General features: G+C 69.8%; 23 protein-coding genes. 5 read left to right on the forward strand and 18 right to left on the reverse strand.

From position 1 onward, the window contains the following. Nucleotides 1–33: 33 nt before the first annotated feature. Nucleotides 34–4,053: a type VII secretion protein EccCa gene (eccCa, locus tag ABZX37_RS38525; RefSeq protein ID WP_354748186.1), complete on the reverse strand. Its 4,020-nt coding sequence runs from the start codon at nt 4,051–4,053 to the stop codon at nt 34–36. A gap of 329 nt (nt 4,054–4,382) precedes the next feature. Here eccCa and eccD point away from each other — a divergent pair, with 329 nt between their 5' ends. Both eccD and ABZX37_RS38535 read left to right on the forward strand, forming a co-directional pair. After that, nucleotides 4,383–5,783, forward strand: a complete 1,401-nt coding sequence (gene eccD, locus ABZX37_RS38530) for a type VII secretion integral membrane protein EccD (protein WP_354748188.1) — start codon at nt 4,383–4,385, stop codon at nt 5,781–5,783. An 8-nt stretch (nt 5,784–5,791) separates the two neighbouring features. Then, the gene (locus ABZX37_RS38535) at nt 5,792–7,450 is read left to right on the forward strand and encodes a S8 family serine peptidase (RefSeq protein WP_354748190.1); all 1,659 of its coding nucleotides are present in this window, start codon (nt 5,792–5,794) and stop codon (nt 7,448–7,450) included. A 126-nt stretch (nt 7,451–7,576) separates the two neighbouring features. Here the strand turns inward: ABZX37_RS38535 and ABZX37_RS38540 are convergent, their stop codons facing one another. The 3 genes from ABZX37_RS38540 to eccB all read right to left on the reverse strand — a co-directional run bounded on the left by ABZX37_RS38540 (nt 7,577) and on the right by eccB (nt 10,633). Then, nucleotides 7,577–8,626 (reverse strand): WXG100 family type VII secretion target, encoded by a 1,050-nt coding sequence (locus ABZX37_RS38540; protein WP_354748192.1) that lies wholly within the window; start codon nt 8,624–8,626, stop codon nt 7,577–7,579. After that, the gene (locus tag ABZX37_RS38545) at nt 8,623–8,931 is read right to left on the reverse strand and encodes a hypothetical protein (protein WP_354748194.1); all 309 of its coding nucleotides are present in this window, start codon (nt 8,929–8,931) and stop codon (nt 8,623–8,625) included. The genes ABZX37_RS38540 and ABZX37_RS38545 overlap by 4 nt, the downstream gene beginning before the upstream one ends. Nucleotides 8,932–9,022: 91 nt before the next feature. Then, nucleotides 9,023–10,633 (reverse strand): type VII secretion protein EccB, encoded by a 1,611-nt coding sequence (gene eccB / locus ABZX37_RS38550; protein WP_354748196.1) that lies wholly within the window; start codon nt 10,631–10,633, stop codon nt 9,023–9,025. 831 nt (nt 10,634–11,464) lie between these two features. Here eccB and eccE point away from each other — a divergent pair. The 3 genes from eccE to ABZX37_RS38565 all read left to right on the forward strand — a co-directional run bounded on the left by eccE (nt 11,465) and on the right by ABZX37_RS38565 (nt 15,049). Beyond that, the gene (gene eccE / locus ABZX37_RS38555; protein WP_354748198.1) at nt 11,465–12,697 is read left to right on the forward strand and encodes a type VII secretion protein EccE; all 1,233 of its coding nucleotides are present in this window, start codon (nt 11,465–11,467) and stop codon (nt 12,695–12,697) included. Between the two features lie 82 nt (nt 12,698–12,779). Next, the gene (locus tag ABZX37_RS38560) at nt 12,780–13,499 is read left to right on the forward strand and encodes a hypothetical protein (protein ID WP_354748200.1); all 720 of its coding nucleotides are present in this window, start codon (nt 12,780–12,782) and stop codon (nt 13,497–13,499) included. A gap of 134 nt (nt 13,500–13,633) precedes the next feature. Beyond that, nucleotides 13,634–15,049 carry an alpha/beta fold hydrolase gene (locus ABZX37_RS38565; protein WP_354748202.1) on the forward strand — a complete coding sequence of 472 codons (1,416 nt, stop codon included), beginning with the start codon at nt 13,634–13,636 and terminating at the stop codon, nt 15,047–15,049. Here ABZX37_RS38565 and ABZX37_RS38570 read toward each other — a convergent pair. From ABZX37_RS38570 to secY, 14 genes are all read right to left on the reverse strand, one after another. Next, the gene (locus ABZX37_RS38570; RefSeq protein WP_354748204.1) at nt 15,046–15,444 is read right to left on the reverse strand and encodes a type II toxin-antitoxin system death-on-curing family toxin; all 399 of its coding nucleotides are present in this window, start codon (nt 15,442–15,444) and stop codon (nt 15,046–15,048) included. The two genes, ABZX37_RS38565 and ABZX37_RS38570, sit on opposite strands and share 4 nt — an antisense overlap. Continuing rightward, a complete protein-coding gene (locus tag ABZX37_RS38575) occupies nt 15,441–15,644 on the reverse strand; it encodes a CopG family transcriptional regulator (protein ID WP_354748206.1) in 204 nt (67 codons plus the stop codon). The genes ABZX37_RS38570 and ABZX37_RS38575 overlap by 4 nt, the downstream gene beginning before the upstream one ends. 59 nt (nt 15,645–15,703) lie before the next feature. Further along, nucleotides 15,704–16,540 (reverse strand): tRNA pseudouridine(38-40) synthase TruA, encoded by an 837-nt coding sequence (gene truA, locus ABZX37_RS38580; RefSeq protein WP_354748207.1) that lies wholly within the window; start codon nt 16,538–16,540, stop codon nt 15,704–15,706. Nucleotides 16,541–16,612: 72 nt separating this feature from the next. Then, nucleotides 16,613–17,158: a 50S ribosomal protein L17 gene (gene rplQ / locus ABZX37_RS38585; protein ID WP_354748208.1), complete on the reverse strand. Its 546-nt coding sequence runs from the start codon at nt 17,156–17,158 to the stop codon at nt 16,613–16,615. 42 nt (nt 17,159–17,200) lie between these two features. Then, on the reverse strand, nt 17,201–18,274 hold the full coding sequence (locus tag ABZX37_RS38590; protein WP_009072342.1) for a DNA-directed RNA polymerase subunit alpha: 1,074 nt from the start codon (nt 18,272–18,274) through the stop codon (nt 17,201–17,203). Between the two features lie 106 nt (nt 18,275–18,380). Further along, on the reverse strand, nt 18,381–18,986 hold the full coding sequence (gene rpsD / locus ABZX37_RS38595; RefSeq protein WP_116202463.1) for a 30S ribosomal protein S4: 606 nt from the start codon (nt 18,984–18,986) through the stop codon (nt 18,381–18,383). 23 nt (nt 18,987–19,009) lie between these two features. Further along, entirely contained in the window at nt 19,010–19,414 is a 405-nt protein-coding gene (gene rpsK, locus ABZX37_RS38600) for a 30S ribosomal protein S11 (protein WP_009072340.1), read from the reverse strand. An 18-nt stretch (nt 19,415–19,432) separates the two neighbouring features. Continuing rightward, on the reverse strand, nt 19,433–19,618 hold the full coding sequence (locus ABZX37_RS38605) for a hypothetical protein (RefSeq protein WP_009072338.1): 186 nt from the start codon (nt 19,616–19,618) through the stop codon (nt 19,433–19,435). Next, nucleotides 19,615–19,995 carry a 30S ribosomal protein S13 gene (gene rpsM / locus ABZX37_RS38610; RefSeq protein WP_009072337.1) on the reverse strand — a complete coding sequence of 127 codons (381 nt, stop codon included), beginning with the start codon at nt 19,993–19,995 and terminating at the stop codon, nt 19,615–19,617. Before rpsM ends, ABZX37_RS38605 begins: the two co-directional genes overlap by 4 nt. Nucleotides 19,996–20,192: 197 nt before the next feature. Continuing rightward, nucleotides 20,193–20,306, reverse strand: a complete 114-nt coding sequence (rpmJ, locus tag ABZX37_RS38615; RefSeq protein ID WP_004558882.1) for a 50S ribosomal protein L36 — start codon at nt 20,304–20,306, stop codon at nt 20,193–20,195. A gap of 37 nt (nt 20,307–20,343) precedes the next feature. After that, nucleotides 20,344–20,565, reverse strand: a complete 222-nt coding sequence (gene infA, locus ABZX37_RS38620; protein ID WP_004558881.1) for a translation initiation factor IF-1 — start codon at nt 20,563–20,565, stop codon at nt 20,344–20,346. Nucleotides 20,566–20,803: 238 nt separating this feature from the next. Continuing rightward, on the reverse strand, nt 20,804–21,580 hold the full coding sequence (map, locus tag ABZX37_RS38625; RefSeq protein ID WP_354748220.1) for a type I methionyl aminopeptidase: 777 nt from the start codon (nt 21,578–21,580) through the stop codon (nt 20,804–20,806). Between the two features lie 44 nt (nt 21,581–21,624). Beyond that, the gene (locus ABZX37_RS38630) at nt 21,625–22,179 is read right to left on the reverse strand and encodes an adenylate kinase (RefSeq protein ID WP_116202460.1); all 555 of its coding nucleotides are present in this window, start codon (nt 22,177–22,179) and stop codon (nt 21,625–21,627) included. Next, on the reverse strand, nt 22,176–23,483 hold the full coding sequence (secY, locus tag ABZX37_RS38635; protein ID WP_344270202.1) for a preprotein translocase subunit SecY: 1,308 nt from the start codon (nt 23,481–23,483) through the stop codon (nt 22,176–22,178). The genes ABZX37_RS38630 and secY overlap by 4 nt, the downstream gene beginning before the upstream one ends. Between the last annotated feature and the right edge of the window lie 718 nt (nt 23,484–24,201).

Genomic DNA, 24,201 nt, shown 5'->3' on the forward strand with positions numbered 1-24,201 from the left:
TTCGGTCAAGCGCGCCGGCTCCTCCCCGGCCGGTCAGTCCGGCTGGATCCACGACACCTGCACGAGCTGCTTCCCGTTCTTGCGGCTCAGCATGTTGCCCCGGCCCGGCGGCATGGCGCTCGGCCGGATGTTGCCGATCAGCACGCCCTCGTCGCGGGAACCGTTCATCACCATGCCGGTGGCGGCGAGTTCCTTGAGCTTGCCGATGACCGGGTCGTACGCCGCCCGCGACGCGCCACCGGTGCGCCGGACCACGATCAGGTGCAGGCCGACGTCCTTGGCCTGGGCGAGGAACTCCCCCAGCGGCTTGAGCGGGTTCGTGGACTGCGTCGCCACCAGGTCGTAGTCGTCGACGATCACGAACAGCTCCGGACCGGTCCACCAGGACCGCGTCTTCAGCTGTTCCTGGGTGACGTCCGGACCCGGCAGCCGCCGCGTCATCGACCCGTGCACGTCCTGGACCATGCTGTCCAGCTGCGCCGACGAAACGGCGTAGCCGAGCAGCGCGTCGCCCTCGAGGAACCCGAGCATCGTGCGCCGGTAGTCGACCAGCAGGATCACGGCCTCCTGCGGCGTGTAGCGCTCGGTGATGCCGCGCGCGATCTGCCGCAGCAGGTTCGTCTTGCCGGACTCGCCGTCGGCGAACGCGAAGAAGTGCGGGTCCGCGTCGAAGTCCAGGTAGATCGGCTGCAGGTCTTCCTCGTTGACGCCGATCGGGACCAGCTTCGTGTCCCGCTTCTGGTCGATCTGCAGGACCTCTTCGTAAGTGATCATCTCCGGCAGCAGGCGCACCTGCGGAGCCACCCGGCCGCGCCACGCCCCGCGGATCTTCGCGACCGCGTCCGCGACGCCCGCCGCGACCGTCTCCGGATCGCTCGACCCGTCGATCCTCGGCAGGCCGGTGAGCAGGTGCAGCTTGTCGCGGGTCAACCCGCGGCCCGGCCGCCCGGCAGGCACGTTGACCGCGATCCGGCGGTCCATTTCGGACTCCGTCGGGTCACCGAGGCGCAGCTCGAACCGCGTGCCGAGCATGTCCTTGATCGCCGGCCGGAGGTCGGCCCACCGGTTCGCCGAGATGATCACGTGCACGCCGTAGGCCAGACCCTGCGTGGCCAGCCGCGTGATCGACGTCTCCAGCTCCTCGAAGTCGTCGCGCAGCGCCCGCCAGTTGTCCACGATCAGGAACGCGTCGCCGAACGCGTCCTGCTCCGGCGTGATCTCGCCGCGGCGCTTCCGGTTGCGGAACTCCGTCATCGAGTCGACGCCCAGCGCCCCGAACCGGCCTTCGCGCTCGACCAGCAGCGTGGTCAGCTCGGCCACGATCCGGCGGGCCTTGTCCGGCTCGCGCCGGGCCACCGCGACCCCGCCCACGTGCGGAAGGTCCGCGAGGCCGGCGAGCGTACCGCCACCGAGGTCGAGGCAGTAGAACTGCGCTTCCTCGGGGGTGTGGGTGAGCGCCATCGACATGATCAGCGTCCGGAGCATGGTCGACTTGCCCGACTGCGGGCCGCCCGCGATAACGCCGTGGCCCTGCGCACCGGCGAAGTCCGCCCACAGGAAGTCGCGCCGCTGCTCGTACGGCCGGTCGACGATGCCCATCGGCACCTGCAGCCTGCCGTTGCCGAAGAACCCGACCGGGGAAAGGCCGCGGTCGTCGGTGGGGTTGAGGTTCGGCAGCATCGTGTCGAGCGAGTTCGGCTCGTTCAACGGCGGCAGCCACACCTCGTGCGCGGGCGGGCCCTGCCCGATCAGGCGGCTGACGATGACGTCCAGCTCGCTGGGCTCGACCGCCTCTTCGGATTCCGGCTTCTTCGGCGCTTCCGCTTCCTCGATGACCGGTTCCGGCTCGGGTTCCTTCGGCAGTTCCACGAAGTCCGGCACGAACAGCTGCGGCCGCTTGTCGGCGCGCACCACCGTGGCGGCCGGACCGGCGGCCTTGATGCCCGCGGGCCGGTACGGGCCCGAGACGTAGGAAGCCTTGAACCGCACCAGGGTCGAGGTGTCGTACTTCAGGTAACCGCCACCGGGGACCGACGGCAGTTCGAACGCGTCCGGCACGCCGATCGCCGCGCGGGATTCCGCCGCGGAGAACGTCTTCAGGCCGATCCGGTAGGACAGGTGCGAGTCGAGACCGCGCAGCTTGCCCTCTTCCAGCCGCTGCGACGCGAGCAGCATGTGCATCTGCAGCGACCGGCCCAGCCGGCCGATGGCGACGAACAGGTCGATGAAGTCCGGCTTCGCCGCCAGCAGTTCGGAGAACTCGTCACAGACGATGAACAGCGCGGGCAGCGGGTCGAGGTCGGCGCCGTTCTCACGGGCCTTCTCGTATTCCCAGACGTTCTTGAAGTTGCCGCCGTTCTTCAGCGCTTCCTGGCGGCGGTTCATCTCGCCGGCCAGCGCGTCCTTCATGCGGTCGACCAGCGTGACCTCGTCCGCGAGGTTGGTGATGACCGCGGACACGTGCGGGGCCTTGTCCAGACCCAGGAACGTCGCGCCGCCCTTGAAGTCGACGAGGACGAAGTTCAGCGTGCTCGACGAGTGCGTGGCCAGCATGCCCAGCACCAGCGTCCGCAGGAACTCGGACTTGCCGGAACCGGTCGCGCCGATGCACAGGCCGTGCGGGCCCATGCCCTCGGCCGCGGCTTCCTTGATGTCCAGCTCGACCGGCTGGCCGTACTCGCCGACGCCGAACGGGACGCGGTAGCGGTCGCGGATCGGCCGGGGCCGCCACGCCTGCTGGACGTCGAACGTCATCGGGTCGCCGGGGATGCTCAGCAGCTCCAGCAGCGAGGGGTTGGACAGCAGCGGCTCTTCGTCGCTGACGTCCTGCCCGCCGCCCCCGCCGACGCGGTACGGCGCGAGAAGCCGGGCGAGCGCCTCGACCTCGACCACGCTGAGGCTGTCCGGACGGCCGAACCATTCGACCCCGCCCGCGCTGCGCGCGCCGAGCCGGTCTTCCTCGACCACGAGCCGCAGGCCGCGCCGGGCGGCGAGGTTGCCGACCGAATCGGAAAGGTCGATCAGGGTGACGCCGACCAGGCCCTCCTCGAGGATGATCTGCTCCTCGCGGGTGACCTCGGCGTCGTCCACGATGATCACGACGTGCGGCTGGTCCGGGGCGGGCGTCGCGTTGCGGGAGAACCGCTGCCGGTCGCGCAGCTCCTCGTCCAGCCAGTCCTCGATCTGCTTGAGCGAACCGGCCATCATGCGCAGCTGGCCGATGCCGTCGGACAGCGTGGGGTGCTGGGTGTGCGGGAGCCACTTGGCCCACTCCCACTCTTCCTTCGCCCGGCCCGCGGTGGCGACCGCGATCATCACGTCGTCCGGGCTGTGGAAGGCGACCAGCTGGGCCAGCATCGCGCGGGTCAGCGCGCGGGTGCGGTGCCGCTCGCCCTGCATGCTGACCGCCGCGAACCCGCGGAGGGTGATCTGGGTGGGCAGGTCGGGGACGATCGAGTGCGCGCGCACGAACCGGCGCAGCGCGAGGGTGGCGATCGGCTCCAGTTCGTCCACCGGGCCGGTCTGGGGCGGGACCAGCCGGGTGGCGAGGCGGTGCGAGCTGCGGCCGACGCGCAGGTGCAGGAAGTCCTGGTCGTTCTGCCTGCGCTCCCACATCCGGCGGCTGGCCGCGAGCGACCACAGCGACTGCGGGTCCGGGTGCACCCATTCGAGGGCGGCGCGCTGGTCGACCATCGCCTCGCGGGCGCGGTCGCGCATCTGGCCGAGATACCGCAGGTAGTCCTTGCGGTCCTCGTCCATCTCGGCCTTCTTCTGGCCGCCGCCCTTGCCGCCGCCTCCGGCGAGCATGCCGACGGTGCCCATCAGCATCATGCCGCTCATCATGATCGTGGTCGGGTTTTTCGCGCCGCCCGCCGTGAACATGAAAACCATCATCCCGAGCGACGCGAAGATCATCACGCCCGGAATCGCCTTGGCGACAATGCTTCCCGGGATCGTGCGGGGCACCTCGGGCGGCGGCTCGAGATGCACCTCGCCGCCGGGCGGGCGCGGCGCGGCCAGCCGCGGCGACTTCTTGAACTGCAGCGTGCTCATCTAGAAGGACCCCTCTATTCCTGCTCGACGCCTGCACCCGGGTGCGCGGGACAACCTATCGAACGTCGCCCCGGAAATCCGGCCAACTCCAGGATCGGCATCCCGCACCCCCTCCGCGGGCCCCCGGCGGGGCCCGTCCTCCCAGTGCGCCCGAGTGTAAGGACCACCACCGACAGTGAACGGACCAGGCGGGGGAACCCACTGGTCGGTCTGGCCTAAACGGGCCTTGACGGGTATTTTCGCCGACGATTTGCGGACACGCGCTGAAACCTGCCACCAGGTTCGGTATAAGTTCCCCCGGGAGCTGTCTTTTCAGAGCGGGGGATCTAGTGGCAACGGGCACGACGGTATTCAGCAGGGTCACGGTGGTCGCACCGACGACACGCATCGACGTCGCGCTTCCGGCCGACGTGGCGGTGGCCGACCTGCTGCCCATGCTTCTGGAGATGGCCAAGGAGGTCACTCCGGACGGCGGGGCCCGGCACGGCGGGTGGGCGCTGGCCAAGCTCGGCGACGCGCCGCTCGACCCGAGCCGGACGCTCGCGTCCCTCGGCGTGGTCGACGGCGAGCTGCTGCAGCTGCGCAAGCGGAACGAGAACCCGCCGCCGCCGATGTACGACGACGTGGTCGACGCCATCGCGGAGGCCGACCCGGACACCTTCCGCCCGTGGACGAAGGAGACCGCGCGCCGCTTCGGCCATGTCGCGGGCGGGCTCGCCCTCTTCTTCTCCGCGCTGGCGCTGTTCTTCAGCGGTTCCCTCTACGGCGGTTCCTCGCTCGGCCCGGCGATCGCCGGCGGCCTCGGCGCGATCGCCTGCGTCGCGGTCGGAGCCACGCTCGCCAAGGCCTACCAGGCCGAGGCCACCGGCGTGCTGATCGCCTCCGCGGGCGGCCTCCCGCTGGCGTTCGTGAGCGGGTTCTACATCGTGCCGGGACTGTCCGTTCGGGCAAACCTTTTGCTCGGCGCGGTGCTGGTGCTGATCGTCTCGGCGGTCTGCATCCTCGTGGTCGGCGCGGGCATCCGGGTGTTCATCGCCACCGCCACCGCGGGCGTGTTCGGCTCGCTCGCCTTCCTCGTCGCGACGCTCGTGACCAGCGCCGGCACCGCGGCGGTCGCGGCGGGCACGGTCGCCGTCGCGCTGGGCTGCATCTCGTTCCTGCCGCGCGCCACCATCTGGCTCGCCAAGCTGCCGCTGCCCTACGTGCCGAGCACCGCCGAAGAGCTGAAGGAAGACACCGGCTTCCCGGACTACAAGGCGATCGAGCAGCGCACCGCGGTCGCGCACGACTACATGACCGGCCTGATGATCGGCTGCGGCGCCACCACGGCGGGCGCGGCGGTCCTCGCGGCCACCGCGCCGAACGTCTTCGGCATCATCCTCGGCGTCGTCGCCACGCTGGTCCTGCTGCTGCGCGCCCGCGCCTACGCCAACGGCGCGCAGGCCATCGCGCTGCTCACCACCGGCATGGTCGCCGGGGCGGGCATCCTGCTCGGCTGGCTGTTCTTCTCCGCCACCGCCGAGCAGCGGCTGCTGTACGTCTTCGGCGCGCTGATCCTGATCGCCGCGGCCGCCCTCGTGGTCGGCGTGGTCTTCCCGGACCAGCGCTTCTCGCCGCCGCTGCGGCGCACGGTGGAGATCATCGAGGCGATCTGCATCGCCGTGGTGCTGCCGCTCGCCCTCGGCGTGATGGACCTCTACTCGACGCTGCGCCACCTCAACCTCAAGTGAGCCGCGCGATGGGCTCCCCACGTTCCTTCCCCCGCAGGCTCGGCCTCCCCGGCCGCGCCGGGGTTGCGCTGTTCGCGGCCGGGCTCGGGCTGATGTCCCCGTTCGCCGCCGCTCCGGCGTCGGCACAGACGGCGAACGCGCCCGCGGGCACCTGGGCCACTCCGCCGCCGCTGGGTCCCGGCGACTCGCCGCCCGCCGACAGCCACGGCCCGGACAAGCCGTACAAGAAGAAGAACGATTGCGTGCAGCGCAGTCTCGGGCAGAACGTCGAGATCAAGGGCCGCCCGTGGGGCCAGGACTACCTGCAGCTGCCGAAGGCGCAGGAGATCGTCCGCGCGGCGACCGGATCGGTCGGCGGCGACCAGAAGGTCGCCGTGATCGACACCGGCGTCACGCCGCACCCGTGGTTCCAGGGCCGGGTGGAAAGCGGCGGGGACTACGTCGCGCCTCCGGACAACGGCGCACCGGCGGGCATGCAGGACTGCGACGGCCACGGCACCGAGGTCGCCGGGATCATCGCGGGCAACCCGCAGGACCCGAACGTCGGCTTCATCGGCGTGGCCCCGGACGCGCACATCGTGTCCTACCGCCAGCTGAGCGAGAACTACGCCAAGGACGACAGCCCGCAGCAGCCCGCGGCTCCCCCGTCCGGCGGGACCGGCCAGCCGCCCGCGGGCAGCAGCAACAGCGCGCAGCCCCCGGCAGGCAGCAGCAACAGCCAGCTGCCCCCGTCCTCGGGCGGCGGCACCGGCAGCGGAAGCGGCACCGCGCCCCAGCAGGACAACAAGGGCGACAACCGGCAGCTGCAGAAAGAGGGCACCGCGGGCACGCTCAGCACGCTCGCGCAGATCATCCGCGGCATCGCCGACCGCGGCGGGATCGGCGTGATCAACATGTCGGTCGACCACTGCCGCGCGGGCACCGCGCCCGGCGACATCCAGGAGGGCGAGCGCCTCGTCCAGGCCGCGGTGCATTACGCGGCCGAGAGGGACATCGTGGTCGTCGCGGCCGCGGGCAACGTCTCGGAAAACTGCCCGCAGAACGACCAGTCCGACCCGAACAAGCCGAAGTCGGTCGTCACGCCGCCGTGGTTCTCCGACGACGTGCTGTCCGTCGGAGCCATCCAGGAGGACGGCGGCATCGCGCCGTTCAGCGTGCACGGCCCGTGGGTCGGCGTCGCCGCGCCGGGCACCAAGATCGTGTCGCTCGACCCGGCGGAGCACTCGACCGGACTGGCGAACCTGACCATCGCGAACGGCACCCCGTCGCCGATCCAGGGCACCAGCTTCGCCGCGCCGTACGTGGCGGGCGTCGCCGCGCTGGTCCGCTCGATGTACCCGCACATGAACGCGCGCGACGTGGTCAAGCGGCTCAAAGCGACCGCGCAGCACCCGGCCGCTCCCGGCGGCCGCGACAGCTTCGTCGGCTACGGCGTGGTCGACCCGGTGGCCGCGCTCACCGCGAATCTGCCGGGCGACACCGGAAACCTCGCGCTGCCGAAGCCGGTGGTGCAGGAGGCCAAGCTGCCGCCCGCCGACGGCATCAGCTCGACGCCGATGATCGTCGCGCTCGCCGGCACCGGCGGCGGGGTGGCGGCGCTGCTGATCACGCTGTTCGTGGTGCACACGATCCGGCGGAACCGGTCCGGGTCACCGCCTCCGCGATAACTTCAGGCAAAGAAAGGGCCGCTCCTCTCGGGGAGCGGCCCTTTCTTTGTCCACAATGGAGAGCGCCCGGTTCCGGAGACGGAGAAGGCCGTTCGCCGCGGATGTCGCGGCCAACGGCCTCCCTGGTCATTTTCCGGGTTTCGGCGGCTTCCCGTCCTTCTCCGGCCGCCGCGCGGGCGGGTCCTGGCCGATCACCGGCGGAGTCACCTGCGCTGGCTCGCCGAAGATCTCGGACGTCTTCGCCGCCGTACGCTGCCGCGGCTTGTGCTGCGAGCTTCCGCCGCCACCGCCTCCGCCGCCCATGCCGGCGAAGCCCATCATCGGCATCATCGACGTGCCCGAGCCCTGATTCGCCGCAGCGGGCTGCGGGGCCGGGGCGACCGGCTCGACCGGCGGAATGCCCGCCTGGCCTTGCTCCAGCCGCGGATCGGCGGCGGTTTCCTTGCCGTGGTGGGAAGTCTCCGCGGCGGACGGGCTCACCGAATCGTCCGAAGAGGACGCGGAAGACGCCACTGTGGACTCCCCGGCCGCGGCGTCGGCCGACGGGCTGGTCGCAGCAGCAGCGGCACTCGCGGGCCCGTCCGCGTCGTGCAGCCGGAACTGCTCCGCCGGATAGTGGTGCCGCAGCTCGATGCTCGACGGGCTCCCCGCCGGAGCGTCCACTCCGGAGCACAACCGGCCGAACTCGCGCAGCACGTCCTCCGCGGCCTCGTGCAGGGACTTCAGCGATTGCTCGGTATCCCGCATCTGCGAACGCGCCCGCGAGGCGCCGCCGCTGGGCAGCATCGCCGATTCGGACAGCAGATCGGCAGCGTCGACCAGCACCTCCTCCGCCGCGCCCGCGATCTTGCGCAGCGATTCGGTGAGCTGGTCGAGCGAACCGGCGAGCGCGTCGAGCGCGTCCTCCGCCCCCTCGCTCGCGGCGCGGATTTCGCCGAGGTAGGCGACAAACGCGTCCGCGTCCGGCCCTGACCACGACGCGTCGATCCGGCCGAGGTCCTCCGCGAGGTCCTTGGACACCCTGGCCGCCGTGCGGGCCGCGGCGCGCAGGCTCTCGGCCTCCGCGTCCAGCTCCTCCCAGCGGCCGGTGAGCGGCTGGTAGTAGGCGGCGACCGGATCGGTGACGCCCAGCTCGCGGGCGAGTTCGGTCACGTACGCCAGAGACGGCTCCGTCACGAGATCCTCCCGGCGCGCTCGATCCGCTCGGCCGCGTCAGCGTCCCGCTCGGCGTGGCCGGTGGTGAGCTGCTCCAGCGCCGCGGTGACCGACCGCAGCGCGGCCACCCCGGCGGCGAGCTGGCCGCGCAACGCTTGCGAAGCCTGTGCGTACGACTCCGGCACGCCCAGCCGCGCGGCCGCCTCGCCGTACGCCTCGGCGGTGGTCGCTTTCGCGCCCACCTCGCCCGCGGCGGTCTCCAGTTCGTCGGCCGCCCGCGCGACTTTCGCCGCGTAGCCGCCGACGACCGCGCCGTCGATCCGCACGGCGCTTGTTCCCGGACTGCTTCCCGGCGTTGCCACGTTCGACCCTCCGCTCACCCGGTGCGTGTCCGAGTGTGACGGACGGAACCCGCCGTCAGTTCCCCGCGGGTTGCTGCTGTCCGGCCGCCTGCGGTTTGTACGAGCCCGCGTTCGGGTCGATCGGGACCGAATCGAACTGCTTCATCACGTTCTGCACGTTCAGCGACGCTCCGGTCGGCAGCAGCCCGATGATCGATTCCGGCGCCGGCAGCCGGTTGTCCAGCCCCAGTTCGTTCGCGGTCGCCGCGTCCGGAACGCCGTAGCGGATGCCGCGGTCGGAGATCAGCTGGATCGGGCCCTTGTTGAAGGTCGCGCTCGTTTCGGTGGCCGACTGCACCACCGCGCCGTATCCGGTCGGCATGTAGAAGCCGGTGATCGGCACGCCGTTCGGGCCGGTGTTGCTGACGCTGATGATCTTCGAGGTGCCGTCGGCGTTCTTCTCCACCGGGATCTGCTTGTTGATGTAGACCGAGGTGTGCGCCTGGCTGTGGTCGGCGCTGAGCGACCAGCCGAGACACGCCACCGGCGCCTGGACGGCGTCGAGAACGGACGGGACGACCTGCGGGTAGGTGTCGACCCGCACGTAGTCGGGATCGCCCGGCTGCAGCACCTTGACGTTGTTGATCTTGTCGAGGGTCAGGGTCGGCGTGGTGGCCGAGCCGCCGCTCTTGGCCGTGCGCACGATGTCCGCGACGGCGGGCGACACCTTCTGGATGCCGCTCTTGGCGATGAGCCAGAACTCCAGCGCGCCGCCGGAGGGCTGGGTCGAGAAGACGTTGCCGACGGTCAGGCCGTCGAAGCTGCTCGACGGCGTCCCGCCCTCGCCGGCCACCGGCGGCGGGGTCAGCTTGGTGACCTCGGGGATCGCGTTGAGGAGAGCCTGCGACACCTTGCGCGCCTTCGTCGGCAGGTGCAACGCGGACCGCACCGGGTCGCTGGAGCTGGACGACACCTCGGCGCGCACGGTATTCGCGTTCGACCGGTAGATGAGGTAACTCTTGCCGTTCCCGGCGTCGCCGAGCAGCGCCTGGTTCGCCTGCAGCTCGCCGCCGAGCTTGTCGATGCCGGCGATCACGTCGGTGTTGGTCTTGTTGACCGAGTCCGGCTGCGGCAGCGACAAGTCGAGCACGACCTCGTCGCAGACCGCCCAATTGGGGGTAGCCCGCTGGTCCGCCGACGGCAGCAGCTGCGGTCCGTCCGGAATGCCGGTGAGCTTCTCGCGCGGCATGTTCTTCAACTGTTCATCGGAGACGACAGTCGGGTTCTTCACGTCGGCCGCCTGCGGCTGGCCGCCTTGGCCGCCGCCCGGCTGCCCCTGGCTGCTCTGCTGCTTCTGCGCCATGAGGATCAGCCGCGCCGACGCGAGGTTGAAGGTCGGGATCAGTCGCGACGGGTTTCCCGTGACGACATACACGGTGCCGGACTGCTCGCCGATCACGATGTTGTCCGACTGCGGCACCGCGGGCGCGGGGCTCAACAGGCCCCACAGCACGAAAACGACGGCGCCCAGCACACCGAGGATGACGCCGACCGCCGTCGCGCGCCCGTGCGAGCGCATGGGGTCGTGCAGCATCACCGCATCACGGCGGACCAGCGCGGACTGCATCCTGCGCAGGACGAACTTGTATGCCTGAACCTGAGACTTAGTCGTGGGTGTTGATGGCATTCTCGACCTACAGTCCTCCCCGTCGCGGTACGGTTCCGCAGGATAGCCGTACGGGGACCGTCTGGTGTGGGGTTTCTACCAACTCCGGTTAGGGTCAGGCATCCCGGGACCGGCTTTCCGGGTACGCAGCACTCACGAGGGGAAGAGAACGCGCGGATGTCCGTCAGCACGCCTCCACGTCCGCCTGGTCCGCAGGGACCGCCACCGCCTCCCGGGGGACGTCCCCCGGGTCCGCCGCAGCGGCCCGGCAGAACCGGCGGACCCGGTGCGGCTCCCGGCGGTCCCGGAATGCCCCCTCGCACTCCCGCTCCCGGCGGCCCTGGCGGTCCCGGTGGTCCGGGCGGCCCAGGCGGACCTGGCGGTCCCGGACGGCCCGGCGGACCGGTCACTCCCGGGCCCGGCGTCCCCAAGCCCGGCGCGCCCGGACCCAAGCCTGGCGGTCCCGGTGGACCCGGTGGTCCCGGCGGGCCTAAGCCTGGTCCTGGCGGTCCCAAGCCCGGCGGCCCCGCGGGTCCTGGCGGACCGGGCGGGCCCGGTGGCCCAGGCGGACCTGGCGGTCCCACCGGCCCGCGCACCGGACGTCCTGGCGGCGGCGGTCCCGGCGGTCCGCGTCCGGGCGGTCCCGGAGGCAATGGTCCTGGCGGTCCCGGTGGCCCTGGCGGCGGCGGACCTGGTGGCCCCGGCGGCCCTGGCGGCGGCGGTCCCGGCGGCCCTGGCGGTCCCGGCGGCGGCGGACCTGGCGGTCCCGGCGGACCCGGCGGCCCGAGCGGCGGCGGCCCCGAAAGCAGCGAACCCGCACCGACCGGCGGCGGCACCGCGACCGCGCTCCGGATGGCCCCGCCCTCGCGGCGGCGCTCCGGCGGCATCTCGCTCGGCCCGCTGCCGGTGGTCAACCTCGTCGTGTTGGAAGTCGGCGTCGCGATCGGGCTCGTGCTGCTCGCGATCAACATGCAGCTCAAGTACGTCGCGATCGGCGTCGCGGCGCTCGGCCTGATCTTCGCGTTCCTGCGGGTCGGCGGACGCTGGTTCACCCAGTGGCTCGCGCTGACGCTGCGGTACCGGTTCCGCTCGCGCGGCCGCGTGGCGACCCCTCCGCCGCCGACCAGCATCGAGGAACTCGCCGAGGAAAGCGCTGTCACCGGCCCGGAGGACGCGCGCGTCAGCCTGCTGCGGCTGGCCGTGCCGGACCTCGTGGTGGCGCACGCCGTCGACCACGAGCGGCAGGAAGTCGGCATCGCCTGGAACGACGGCACCTGGACCGCGGTCCTGCTCGTCGAGCCGATGCCGGCGATGATCTCCCAGGCCGGCGGCGCGCCCAGCCTTCCGCTGTCCGCGCTCGCGCCGTGCCTGGAAGACCGCGGCGTGCTGCTGGACTCCATCCAGATGATCTGGCACAGCTACCCGGGTTCGGCCGCGATGCCCGCGGACGCCCCGGCCCTCAGCTCCTACCTCGAGGTGCTCGGCCCGCTGCCCGCGGCCGCCCGGCGGACGACGTGGATCGCGGTCCGGCTCGACCCGCGGCGCTGCCCGGAGGCGATCCGGGAACGCGGCGGCGGCGTCGTCGGCGCGCACCGCGCGATGATCGGTGCGCTGTCGCGGGTGCGGAACGCACTGGAATCCCAGGGCGTGCCGACCCGGCCGCTCGACCCGGACGAGTTGCTGCGCGCCAGCATCTCGGCGGCCGAGCTCACCGCGGTCGCCGGTTCGAACGAGAAGGTCAGCCTGCAGGAGAGCTGGACTGGCGTCACCGCAGCCGGCATCGGGCACTCCAGCTACGCGATCACCGGCTGGCCCAAGGGAAAGATCAGCGGCAGCCTCAACGGGCTCACCAGCGTGCGCGCGCTGTCCGCGACGGTCGCCATGGCGATCTCGCCGTCCGCCGACGAGGGCCGCATCGGCCTGCGCGGCGTGGTACGGCTCAGCGCCCGCAACCCGCGTGAGCTGGACGCGGCCGACCAGCGGCTGCAGAGCATCGCGGAGCGGCTGGACGTCGACCTGACCCCGTTGAAGGGCATGCAGATCTCGGCGTTCTCCGCGACGCTGCCGATCGGAGGGACGGCATGAGCGCCGCTTGCCAGCGAATCATCGTTATTCATGCCGCGGCCTCCCCGGCAGCCAGCGTGAAACTCCTCGAGGAGGCGGCGGAATGAGCACGCGTGTTCGCGACGCCGGGCAAAACACCGGCGTCGCCCCGGAGTTCACGGTCGACCCGGCCATGCTCGACGCGATCAGCCCGTCCGGCGACCGCGGCGGCGTCGTCCTCGGCTCCGGCCTCAAGGGCGAACCGCTGACGGTGTCGGCCCTGCGCTCGCAGCCGACCCGCATCGTGCTCGTCGGCGGCCTTTACCTGGCCCGCCAGGTCGCGATGCGCGCCTTGGCGACGGGTGCCTGGGTGGTCGTGGCCACCGGACGTCCCGCGGCGTGGCAGGTGCTGCAGCAGGCGGCCGGAAGCCGCGACGGACGTCCGTCGCCCCTGGTGCAGATCCGCCGGCTCTCCCCGGTCGAGTTGCCGCGCCCGTCCGAGGACGCCCCGCTGCTCGTGGTGACCGACGGCGGACCGACCCCGCAGGACCTGTTCCCGCCCCGGTCGCCGTGGCAGACCACGGTGTACGTGCTGCCGTACCTGCACCCGCAGGCAGGCACCACGGCCAACGCCGCGGACCTCGTGCTGATGCAGCGGCTGCCCGCCGGACAGGCTGAATTGGCCGCCCGCATCTGGCGGCTGCCGCCGCAGATGATGCGTCAGCTGACCACGCTGAAGGACGACCAGGTCGTCGCGCTGGGCACGAACCTGTGGCGTCCGCTGCGGCTGGTCACGACGCAGAAGGAACAGCAGCTGCTCGGCCCGGTCCGCCGAGGCGACTGAGAACTCCGGAGAAGTGAAGGCCTCCTTGCTTGCCGCAAGGAGGCCTTCACTTTTTCCAGACTCGGCCGATCGGTGCCCGCGGCTGGCCGATCGGCCGATCAGCCGGCGCTGGCCAAGCCGCCACGATGTGCCGCATGATGCTCACGAAGCTGCTCGCACCGGTGCTCGCCGGATTGGTGCTCGTCCCGTTCGCGCCCGGCGTCGCGACGGCCGCTGAACCGCTGAAGTGGAAGCCCTGCAAGGAAATCGCCAGTGGCTGGCCCGCGAACGATGCCCGCACCGAATGCGCTTCGCTGAAGGTTCCCGTCGACTACGCCAAGCCGGACGGACGCACCTTCGACCTCGCGGTGAGCCGGATCAAAGCGTCCGGGAGCCGTGCCGGAGCAGTCCTGGTCAACCCGGGAGGCCCCGGCGATTCCGGCATGGGCTTGCCGCGCGATCTCCTGGAATCGACCGTCGCGGGCATCGGCACGCACCACGACCTCATCGGCTTCGCGCCGCGCGGAATCGGTTACAGCGCAGGCCTTTCCTGCCCGCATGATTCCGCCGAGCCGGATCCGTCCTTGCCGGACAAGGAAAAAGCCCGGTTCACCGCTGAGCAGAACGCGAAGCGGTATCGGGCCTGCGTGGCGAAGGATCCGGAGTTCATGCGGAACCTGACCAGCGCGAACATCGCGCGCGACATGGACCGCGTCCGGAAGGCGCTCGGCGAGGACAAGATCGGCTACTTCGGCATTTCCTGGGGCACCGCACTCGGCGCGGAATACCGCACGCTGTTCGACAGCCACGTCAGCCGGATGCTGCTCGACTCCGTCATGGACCCCGCTTTCGACCTCGGCCGCGTGGACTACGACGAGGCCGCCGCACGGGAAGCTTCCTTCCACGACCTCGCCGGCTGGATCGCGGGCAACGACCGCGTCTATCACTTCGGCACCACGAAAGCCCAGGTCATCAAGGCCCTGCTGGATCTTCGCGCGAAGGCCGCCGATCGACCCGCCGTGGACAGCCTGCTCACCGCGCACCGCGCCAACTGGCCGAACTCCGCACATCAGCTGGCCGCGCTCCGGTCCGGCGCCTCGCTCCCCGGCGCGGCGCCGCAGGCCCGGACCGCCTTCGGCTGGAACGAGCCGAACCCGGAGTTCAACGGGGACCAGCAGGATGCCTTGATCTGCAACGAAGGGACCGGCACCCGGGACTTCGAGACCTACTGGCGCCACCACGTCGCGCTGTCGGCCAAGTTCCCGGTCGCCGGAAGCCACGGCCAGTTCGACGGACGCTGCACCGGCTGGCCGCTGCCGCCGACGCCATGGCAGTTCACCGCGGGCAAGAGCCCGCTCCAGCTCGTCGGGCACGCCTACGAGTCCGTGACGCCGTATCCGTGGGTCCGCGACATGCAGGCCCGCATCGGCGGGGCGCTGCTCACCGTCGAAGACGACGAGCACGGTTCGCTGGCGGAGCTGCCGTGCGGAGCCAAGGCAGTCGAGTTCTTCGACACGGGGAAGACGTCGAACACGACTTGCCCCGGCGCGCCGATTCCGCCCGCGAGTTAGCGATCGACCCGCGGCTGGGCGTCGGCGTCGGCTTGAGACCACGCCGTCAGGCGCTCAGCCACCGACTGGTACGGCAACGTCCCCGTCGCGGTCGCGATCACCAGGTCGTACGCGTCGTCCTCCGGCGCGTCCAGGTCGTAGCCGTTGAGCCCGTAGAAGACGTACGCCGACATCCAGCCCAGCCGCTTGTTCCCGTCGATCAGCGGGTGGTTCCGGACGATGGATTCCAGCAGCACCGCGGCTTTCTCGTGCAGCTCCGGATAAGCGTCCTGCCCCATCAGCGAGGACTGCGGCCGGTGCGCCGCCGCGTCGAGCAAGCCCAGATCGCGCACCCGGGGCACGCCGAGATCCGCCGACAGCGCGAGCAGATCGTCGAGCGTCAGGTAGTCGATCATTGCGCCAGGCGGTCAAGCAGGGAGGCGTAGCGGGCGCGGCCTTCGCTGGAAAGGTCGCGAACCCGGTCGTCCCGGACCCGGCGGGCCGCGGCGTCCGTGATCGCCCGCACCACCGCTTCGTGCTTGCTCACCCCGTCCGCTTCGGAAAGCAACGCGAGCGCACGCTCCACTTCGTCGTTCAACCGCAAAGTCATCGCCATGAGGTTGATGATACCACTCTGGTATCATCGGTGGCCTGCTCTTTTACGGTCGGCCCGGCCTAAAGCTCGGTCGAGGACCGCACGTTTCGCGTCTGCTCCGCGCGCGCGGCCAGCAGCTCGTCCGGCGGGTAATCCACCGCCGTCAACGTCAATCCGTGCGCCGGAGCGACCGCGCTGTCCCGCGCCCCGCTCGCCAAAACCTCGCCCGGCCACCCGATTCCGCGCCGCCCGTCCCCCACGAGCAGCAACACCCCGACGAGGCTGCGGACCATCGAATGGCAAAAAGCGTCCGCGCTGACCCGGACTTCCAGCAGATGCTCGTCGATCCGCGTCCACTCCAGACGCTGCAGCTCGCGGATCGTCGTGCCGCCCTCACGCTGTTTGCAGTACGCCGCGAAGTCCTGCAGGCCCAGCAATGCCTCCGCGGCAGTGTTCATCCGCTCTGTCGACAGTGGACGGCCCCAAGCCAGAGTGTCGTTGCGGCGCAGCGGATCGACGCCCCACGGGGCATCTGAGACCCGGTAACGGTAGTGCCGCCGGATGGCCGAGAACCGGGCGTCGAACCCCTCGGGAGCCACGCGGGCGTTCAGCACCCGCGCGTCGGCGGGCAAAAGCTTGTTCCAGCGGCCGCGCATCCGCGTCAGATCCGGGATTCCCTTTTCGTCCACGGGAATCCGGCCCGGCGCACCGGGTTCGAACGGGACCACGTCGACGTGCACGACCTGACCCGTCGCGTGCACCCCGGCATCCGTGCGGCCGGCGACGACCACGGACTTCGGCACCGACTCCCCCGGCGGCTGGCGGTGCAGCGCCTGCTCCAGCTCGGCCTGCACGGTGCGGCGGCCGGGCTGGCGGGCCCAGCCGGAGAAATCCGTGCCGTCGTAACTCACGTCCAACCGCAGACGAACGAGCCCGCCCTCCCCGTGGGGAGCGGCGGGCTCGTCCGATGTAGACAGTGCCGGCAGGACTCAGTCCTTCTTGGCGTCCGCGTCGTCCGAGGCAGCAGCCTCGTCCGCGGCCGGAGCGGCCTCTTCGGCAGCCGGGGCCTCTTCGGTCGCGGCAGGAGCCTCAGCGGCTTCCTCGGCGACCGGAGCGGCGGCGACCTCGTCCTTGGCGAACTTGGTGCCGCGGGCCCGCTCGGCCTCAGAGGTCACGGTCTTCTCCGCGACCAGTTCGATGACGGCCATGGCGGCGTTGTCGCCCTTGCGCGGCATCGTCTTGGTGATGCGGGTGTAACCGCCGGCGCGCTCCGCGAAGTGCGGGCCGATCTCAGCGAACAGCTTGTGCACGACGTCCTTGTCCCGGACGACCTTCTGCACCAGGCGACGGTTGTGCAGGTCGCCCCGCTTCGCCTTGGTGATCAGCTTCTCGGCCAGCGGGCGGACCCGCTTGGCCTTCGCCTCGGTCGTCGTGATCTTGCCGTGCTCGAACAGCTGAGTGGCCAGGTTGGCCAGGATCAGCCGCTCGTGCGCGGCAGACCCGCCGAGCCGGGCTCCCTTGGTAGGGGTGGGCATGACTTTCTCCTAGTTCAGCTCACAGCGTCCGGGCACGAGGCCTCAGAGCTGCTCGGTCTCTGCGTAGTCCTGGCCATCGTCGTGGCCGTCGTCCGAAATCCCGCCGCCGATGCCGGCGACCCCTTCCGACCAGCCTTCGCCGTCGTAGCTGGTGGCAGCCGCGGACGGGTCGAACCCGGGCGGGCTGTCCTTCAGCGCGAGGCCGAGGCCGACGAGCTTCAGCTTGACCTCGTCGATCGACTTGGCGCCGAAGTTGCGGATGTCGAGAAGGTCCGCCTCGCTGCGCGAGACCAGCTCGCCAACGGTGTGGATGCCTTCGCGCTTCAGGCAGTTGTACGACCGGACGGTGAGGTCCAGGTCCTCGATCGGCATCGCGTAGGCGGCGATGGTGTCCGCCTCCTGCGGCGACGGGCCGATCTCGATGCCCTCGGCGTCGACGTTCAGCTCGCGAGCGAGACCGAACAGCTCCACCAGCGTCTTGCCGGCCGAGGCCACCGCGTCGCGCGCGGTGATCGACGGCTTGGTCTCGACGTCCAGGATCAGCTTGTCGAAGTCGGTGCGCTGCTCGACACGGGTGGCCTCGACCTTGTAGGTCACCTTCAGCACCGGCGAGTAGATCGAGTCGACCGGGATCCGGCCGATCTCCGCGCCCGCCTGCTTGTTCTGCAGGGCCGGAACGTAACCGCGGCCGCGCTCGACGACGAGCTCGATCTCGAGCTTGCCCTTGCCGTTCAGCGACGCGATGTGCAGATCCGGGTTGTGCACGGTGACGCCCGCGGGCGGCACGATGTCGGCAGCCGTGACCTCACCCGGGCCCTGCTTGCGCAGGTACATGGTGACCGGCTCGTCCTCTTCCGAGGACACGACCAGTTCCTTCAGGTTCAGGATGATGTCGGTGACGTCTTCCTTCACCCCGGGAACGGTGGTGAATTCGTGCAGCACGCCGTCGATGCGGATGCTCGTCACGGCCGCGCCCGGGATGGACGACAGCAGCGTGCGCCGCAGCGAGTTGCCGAGCGTGTAGCCGAAGCCGGGCTCCAGCGGTTCGATGGTGAACCGGGAGCGGGTCTCGTTGACCGTCTCTTCGCCGAGAGCCGGCCGCTGGGAAATCAGCATTTCTTAGTTTCCTTTCCAGACGACGCCCGCCATATGACGTCGAAGGGATGGCGTGACGGCGGCGCACTCTGGGCGCCGCCGCCCCGTAACCAGTCGCAGAGACCGGTTACTTCGAGTAGAGCTCGACGATCAGCTGTTCCTGCACCGGAACGTCGATCTGCGCGCGCTCCGGCAGCTGGTGGACCAGCACGCGGAGGTTCGACTGAACGACCTGCAGCCACGCCGGGACCGGACGGTCGCCGAAGGACTCCTTCGCGACCACGAACGGAAGCGTGCCCGCCGACTTCGGCTTGACGTCGATGATGTCCCACTTGGTGACCTGGTAGGACGGCACGTTGACCTTGACGCCGTTGACCAGGAAGTGGCCGTGGCTCACCAGCTGCCGCGCCTGACGGCGGGTGCGGGCGATGCCGGCGCGGTAGATCACGTTGTCCAGCCGGGACTCGAGGATCTGCAGCAGGTTCTCACCGGTCTTGCCCGGACGCCGCACGGCTTCCTTGTAGTACCGGACGAACTGGCGCTCGAGAACGCCGTAGGTGTAGCGAGCCTTCTGCTTCTCCTGCGACTGCAGGAGGTACTCGGACTCCTTGATGCGCCCGCGGCCGTGCTGGCCCGGCGGGTAGGGGCGACGCTCGAAAGCCTGGTCGCCGCCGATGAGGTCAACCTTGAGGCGACGCGAAATACGCGTCGCGGGGCCGGTGTAACGAGCCATTTCTTAGTACTCCTCCCCGTTCCTCAGACCCGGCGCCGCTTGGGCGGGCGGCAGCCGTTGTGAGGCTGCGGGGTCACGTCCTGGATGGTGCCGACCTCGAGGCCGGCCGCCTGCAGCGAGCGGATCGCCGTCTCGCGGCCCGAACCCGGGCCCTTCACGAAAACGTCGACCTTCTTCATGCCGTGTTCCGCGGCCTTGCGGGCGGCGTTCTCGGCGGCCATCTGCGCGGCGAACGGAGTCGACTTGCGCGAGCCCTTGAAGCCCACGTGGCCGCTCGACGCCCACGCGATCACGGCGCCGGTCGGGTCCGTGATCGAGACGATGGTGTTGTTGAAGGTGCTCTTGATGTGCGCGTGACCGTGCGCGACATTCTTCTTTTCCTTGCGGCGGACCTTCTTGGCCCCCGCAGTGCGGCTCTTGGGTGGCATGTTCTGAGGGATCTCCTGTTAGCGCGCGTTCTCTTGGTGAGCGGCGACCGCTTCCTGCTGCCCTCGCCGGATGATGGATCCGGCGTCGGTGTAGAGGTTGCGCAGTGCCATCGGGCGGGCGTAGAGCGCCTTGGGCGAGACACAAGCCGTGGAGCGACGGACGGAACCGCCCATGCGAACGACCTTCTTGCCCTGGGTGCTCACTTCTTGCCAGCCTTCTTCTTGCCGGCGACCGTCTTCTTCGGGCCCTTGCGGGTGCGGGCGTTGGTCTTGGTGCGCTGACCGCGCACCGGAAGACCGCGACGCCAGCGCAGACCCTGGTAGGTCCCGATCTCGATCTTGCGCCGGATGTCGGCGTTCACCTCACGGCGAAGGTCACCCTCGACCTTGAAGTTTTCGTCGATGTAGTCCTTCAGCTTGACGAGATCCTCGTCGCTGAGGTCCTTGACGCGGGTGTCGGCGTTCAGCTCGGCAGCAGCGATCATCTGCTTCGAGCGGGTACGGCCGATCCCGTAGATGTAAGTCAGCGCGATCTCCAACCGCTTCTCGCGGGGGAGGTCCACGCCAGCGAGTCGTGCCACTGGTGCTCCTTTTTCGGGTTCGTCTTCAGGTCTGCTCCCCGTCCGGTTCCGGAACCGACTCGCCTGTCGGCCCGTGGCTTGCGCCCCGGGTGTCCCGGCCCCGGCCTGAAGTCCGGGGGTGCGCCGGAGTCGCTTTCACGCTCCGGCAGGCACGGGGAGGTTGGGTAGCCGTCAAGCGGCCTGCTGCAGTGCGGTGGTCAGCCCTGACGCTGCTTGTGACGCAGGTTCTCGCAGATCACCATGATCCGGCCGTGACGGCGGATCACCTTGCACTTGTCGCAGATCTTCTTGACGCTCGGCTGAACCTTCACGTCTTCCTGCTTCCTGCTCTGCTCGGCTCTGGCGTGATCACTTGTAGCGGTAGACGATGCGACCACGGGAGAGGTCGTAGGGCGACAGCTCCACGACAACCCTGTCTTCGGGCAGGATGCGGATGTAGTGCTGCCGCATCTTGCCGCTGATGTGTGCCAGGACCTTGTGGCCGTTCTCCAACTCGACACGGAACATCGCGTTGGGGAGCGGCTCGACCACGCGGCCTTCGACCTCGATGGCCCCGTCTTTCTTAGCCATGTCCTCCGCAATCCCTGAGCACGCGTGACGTGCACAGCGTGATCGGTTTTGAGCTCGAGTCCTTGCTTACTGGGTGGTGCTCGGCCACACTCGGCCCCGGGTCCATGAGGTTCGCGAGAATTCACGAGCATGCTGGAACCGGCGCATGAGCGCGCCGACTTGACAGTGTACGCAACCCGTGCAGTACCCCGTCGACCGGGGGTGAAGTAGACCCTTGTGAGTGGCGGCGCGGGGCCGCTCAGGACTCTTCGGGCAGGGTGAGGACCCAGGGACCGTCTTCGGTGATGGCGACGGTGTGCTCCCAGTGCGCGGCGCGCGAACCGTCGATGGTGACGACCGTCCAGCCGTCTTCCAGTTCGAGGGTTTCGCCGCTGCCGCCGGTCAGCATGGGCTCGACCGCGAGCGCCATGCCGGGCTTGAGCCGCGGGCCCTTGCCGGGTTTGCCGACGTTGGGCAGGAACGGCTCCATGTGCATCTCGCGGCCGATGCCGTGGCCGCCGTACTCGAGGATCATCCCGTACTCGCGGCCGTCGTCCCGGCTCGCCTTTTCGGCGGCGGTCTGGACGGCGAACGAGATGTCGGTGAGCCGGGAGCCCGCGCGGACGGCTTCGATGCCCGCCCACATGGCGCGTTCGGTGGCCGCGGAAAGCTCGTGGTCCTTTTCGCTGACCTCGCCGATTTCCAGCGTCACCGCGGAGTCGCCGTGCCAGCCGTCGAGGATCGCGCCGCAGTCGACCGAGATCAGGTCGCCCTCGGCGAGCACCTGCTTGCTCGACGGGATGCCGTGCACGATCTGTTCGTTGACCGACGCGCAGATCGACGCCGGGAACCCGTGGTAGCCCTTGAACGAGGGCACCGCGCCGGCGTCGCGGATCGTCTGCTCGGCCAGTTCGTCGAGCTCGGCCGTGCTGACCCCGGCCCGCGCGAGCTCGCGCACGGCGGCGAGGGTGCGGGCGACGACGAGACCGGCCGCCCGCATGGCCTCCAGCTCGCCGCGCGTCTTGACCTCGATCATGCGCCCGCGGCGGAGCACTTGCAGAACACGCAATCCTCCGAGGTTCACGTGCGGTCGCGCAGCGCTTTCAGCACGCGGTCCGAGATCTCCTGCACCTCGCCGACGCCGTCGACCTTCACGAGGATGTCGGCGTAGTACTCGAGCAGCGGCGCGGTCTCCGACACGTACACCTGCTGGCGGCGGCGGATCACGTCTTCGGTGTCGTCCGAGCGGCCGCGCGACATGAGGCGGCCGACGACGACGTCCTCGGCCACGTCGAGCTGGATGACCGCGTCGAGCTTGCTGTCGGCCTCGCTCAGCATCTCGCCGAGGACCTCGGCCTGCTTGGTGTTGCGGGGGAACCCGTCGAGCAGGAAGCCTGCCTTCGCGTCCGGTTCGGCCAGCCGCTCGCGGACCATCTCGTTGGTCACCGAGTCCGGCACCAGTTCGCCCGAGTCCAGGTACCGCTTGGCCTCCTGGCCGAGCGGGGTCTCCTGGCCCACGTGCGCCCGGAACAGGTCGCCCGTCGAGATGTGCGGGATCCGCAGCTGCTCGGACAGGGCCACCGCCTGTGTGCCTTTGCCCGCGCCGGGCGGGCCGACGAGAACCAGTCGCGTCACTTCAAGAACCCTTCGTAGTTGCGCTGCATCAGCTGGCTTTCGATCTGTTTGACGGTGTCGAGCCCGACGCCGACCATGATCAGCACAGCCGTGCCACCGAACGGGAAGTTCTGGTTGTTCCCGCTGCCGGTGAGGGACAGGAAGAAGTTCGGGAGGATCGCGATGATGCCCAGGTACAGCGAGCCGGGGAGAGTGATCCGGCCCAGCACGAAGCTGAGGTACTCGGCGGTCGGGCGCCCGGGCCGGATGCCCGGGATGAAGCCGCCGAACTTCTTCATCTCTTCCGCACGCTCGTCCACGTTGAACGTGATCGTGATGTAGAAGTAGGTGAAGAAGATGATCAACAGGAAGTAGAGCAGGATGTGCACCCAGCTGCTCTGGTTGACCAGGTAGTTCTGAATGAACGACTGCCAGCCCGAGTTGCTCTGCGGGTCGCCGATCAGCTGGCTGAGCAGCTGCGGCAGGTACAGCAGCGAAGAGGCGAAGATGACCGGGATGACACCGGCCTGGTTCACCTTGATCGGCAGGTAGGTCGAGGTGCCGCCGTACATCCGGCGGCCGACCATGCGCTTGGCGTACTGCACCGGGATCCGGCGCTGACCTTGCTCGACGAAGATGACGCTGGCGATGATCACCAGGCCGAACGCGAGGACCACGACCAGCGCGACGCCGCCGCCGTTGCTGATGATGTTGGCGCCCTCGGCCGGGATGCGGGCCGCGATGTTCAGGAAGATCAGGACAGACATGCCGTTGCCGACGCCGCGCTCGGTGATGAGCTCGCCCAGCCACATCATCACCGCGGTGCCCGCGGTCATGGTGACCACGATCAGCGTCAGCGAGTAGATGCTGTTGTCCGGGATGATCGGCTGCGAGCAGCCCTGGAACAGGGTGCCGCGGTCGGCGAGCGCGACCACGCCGGTGGCCTGCAGGATCGCCAGCGCGATCGTGAGGTACCGGGTGTACTGGGTCAGCTTGTTCTGGCCGGACTGGCCTTCCTTCTTCAGCTCCTCGAACCGAGGGATGACCACGGTGAGCAGCTGAATGATGATGCTCGCGGTGATGTAGGGCATGATGCCCGTCGCGAACAGCGACAGCTGCAGCAGCGCACCGCCGCTGAAGAGGTTGAGCAGCTGGTACACGCCCTGCTGATCGGCCTGTGCGGTACAGGCCTGCACGGCGGCGAACGAGACCCCCGGAGCCGGGATGGTTGCACCGATCCGGTAGACCGCGACGATGGCTAGCGTGAACAGGATCTTCTTGCGTAGATCCGGCGTCGCGAGAGCCGAGCGGAATGCGCTGAGCACGCGGGGGACCTCCTCGGCGTCGTCGGTCGTCCCAACCGACGATCGGCTTGGCCGGTACGAGACCGGCGGGATGTCTGACTCACTGGCAAGCCAGGAACGCTTCAGGGCAAACAGGCCCGGAAGCGTGCCGCCGACTCTAACAGCTTCGCATGGGCCGCCCGCAGCGCGTGTGCGTTTTACGTCTCAGTGCGAGACAGCCCCGCGGCGCTGAGCCGCAGGTGAGGCCAGTCGGAGCACAGATGATCACCTGTTCGGCCCGCGCCGTTCGGCGGGCTTTCCCACAGCAGCACGGAAAAACGCCACCACCGCGCCCCCGCTGACGATCCGTGAGGGGAACCTTCACGGACTCAGAGTCCCCCAGGGTTCCCCTCACGGACAAACATCCCCAGGGCTCCCCTCGCGAACCGGTATTCCCTCAAGGGGCCCTTCACGGAACCAGATTCCCTCAAGGAGCCCTTCACGGACCGCCTCCGCCCACCGCCGGAACGCGCCCCAATGTGGCATTGGGTGCGTGCGATGCACCCAATGCCACATTGGGGCGCAAGCCCCACCCACCAACAAACCGCACCGGTGCACCCAAGGTTCGAGGCACCCAGCCCCTCCCCCGCACCCCGGTACGAAGCCTCCCTGCGGTTCGGGGGTGCTTGTCAAGGCATCTTTCCCGCCTTGACAAGCACCCCCTAACCGTCAGCACAATCAAACTTCGGGGTGCCCCACG

Origin of the sequence: Amycolatopsis sp. NPDC004079 (genome assembly GCF_040610415.1) — a bacterium.
Classification (GTDB): domain Bacteria; phylum Actinomycetota; class Actinomycetes; order Mycobacteriales; family Pseudonocardiaceae; genus Amycolatopsis; species Amycolatopsis halotolerans.

Excerpts from the sequence above, each read along its gene's own strand:
- ABZX37_RS38565 (WP_354748202.1), top strand. The coding sequence starts at position 13,634 with ATGATGCTCACGAAGCTGCTCGCACCGGTGCTCGCCGGATTGGTGCTC.
- rplQ (WP_354748208.1), bottom strand. The coding sequence starts at position 17,158 with ATGCCCACCCCTACCAAGGGAGCCCGGCTCGGCGGGTCTGCCGCGCAC.
- eccCa (WP_354748186.1), bottom strand. The coding sequence starts at position 4,053 with ATGAGCACGCTGCAGTTCAAGAAGTCGCCGCGGCTGGCCGCGCCGCGC.
- ABZX37_RS38570 (WP_354748204.1), bottom strand. The coding sequence starts at position 15,444 with ATGATCGACTACCTGACGCTCGACGATCTGCTCGCGCTGTCGGCGGAT.
- ABZX37_RS38560 (WP_354748200.1), top strand. The coding sequence starts at position 12,780 with ATGAGCACGCGTGTTCGCGACGCCGGGCAAAACACCGGCGTCGCCCCG.
- ABZX37_RS38535 (WP_354748190.1), top strand. The coding sequence starts at position 5,792 with ATGGGCTCCCCACGTTCCTTCCCCCGCAGGCTCGGCCTCCCCGGCCGC.
- infA (WP_004558881.1), bottom strand. The coding sequence starts at position 20,565 with ATGGCTAAGAAAGACGGGGCCATCGAGGTCGAAGGCCGCGTGGTCGAG.
- eccB (WP_354748196.1), bottom strand. The coding sequence starts at position 10,633 with ATGCCATCAACACCCACGACTAAGTCTCAGGTTCAGGCATACAAGTTC.
- rpsD (WP_116202463.1), bottom strand. The coding sequence starts at position 18,986 with ATGGCTCGTTACACCGGCCCCGCGACGCGTATTTCGCGTCGCCTCAAG.
- ABZX37_RS38575 (WP_354748206.1), bottom strand. The coding sequence starts at position 15,644 with ATGGCGATGACTTTGCGGTTGAACGACGAAGTGGAGCGTGCGCTCGCG.
- eccE (WP_354748198.1), top strand. The coding sequence starts at position 11,465 with ATGGCCCCGCCCTCGCGGCGGCGCTCCGGCGGCATCTCGCTCGGCCCG.
- ABZX37_RS38590 (WP_009072342.1), bottom strand. The coding sequence starts at position 18,274 with ATGCTGATTTCCCAGCGGCCGGCTCTCGGCGAAGAGACGGTCAACGAG.
- rpsK (WP_009072340.1), bottom strand. The coding sequence starts at position 19,414 with ATGCCACCCAAGAGCCGCACTGCGGGGGCCAAGAAGGTCCGCCGCAAG.
- map (WP_354748220.1), bottom strand. The coding sequence starts at position 21,580 with ATGATCGAGGTCAAGACGCGCGGCGAGCTGGAGGCCATGCGGGCGGCC.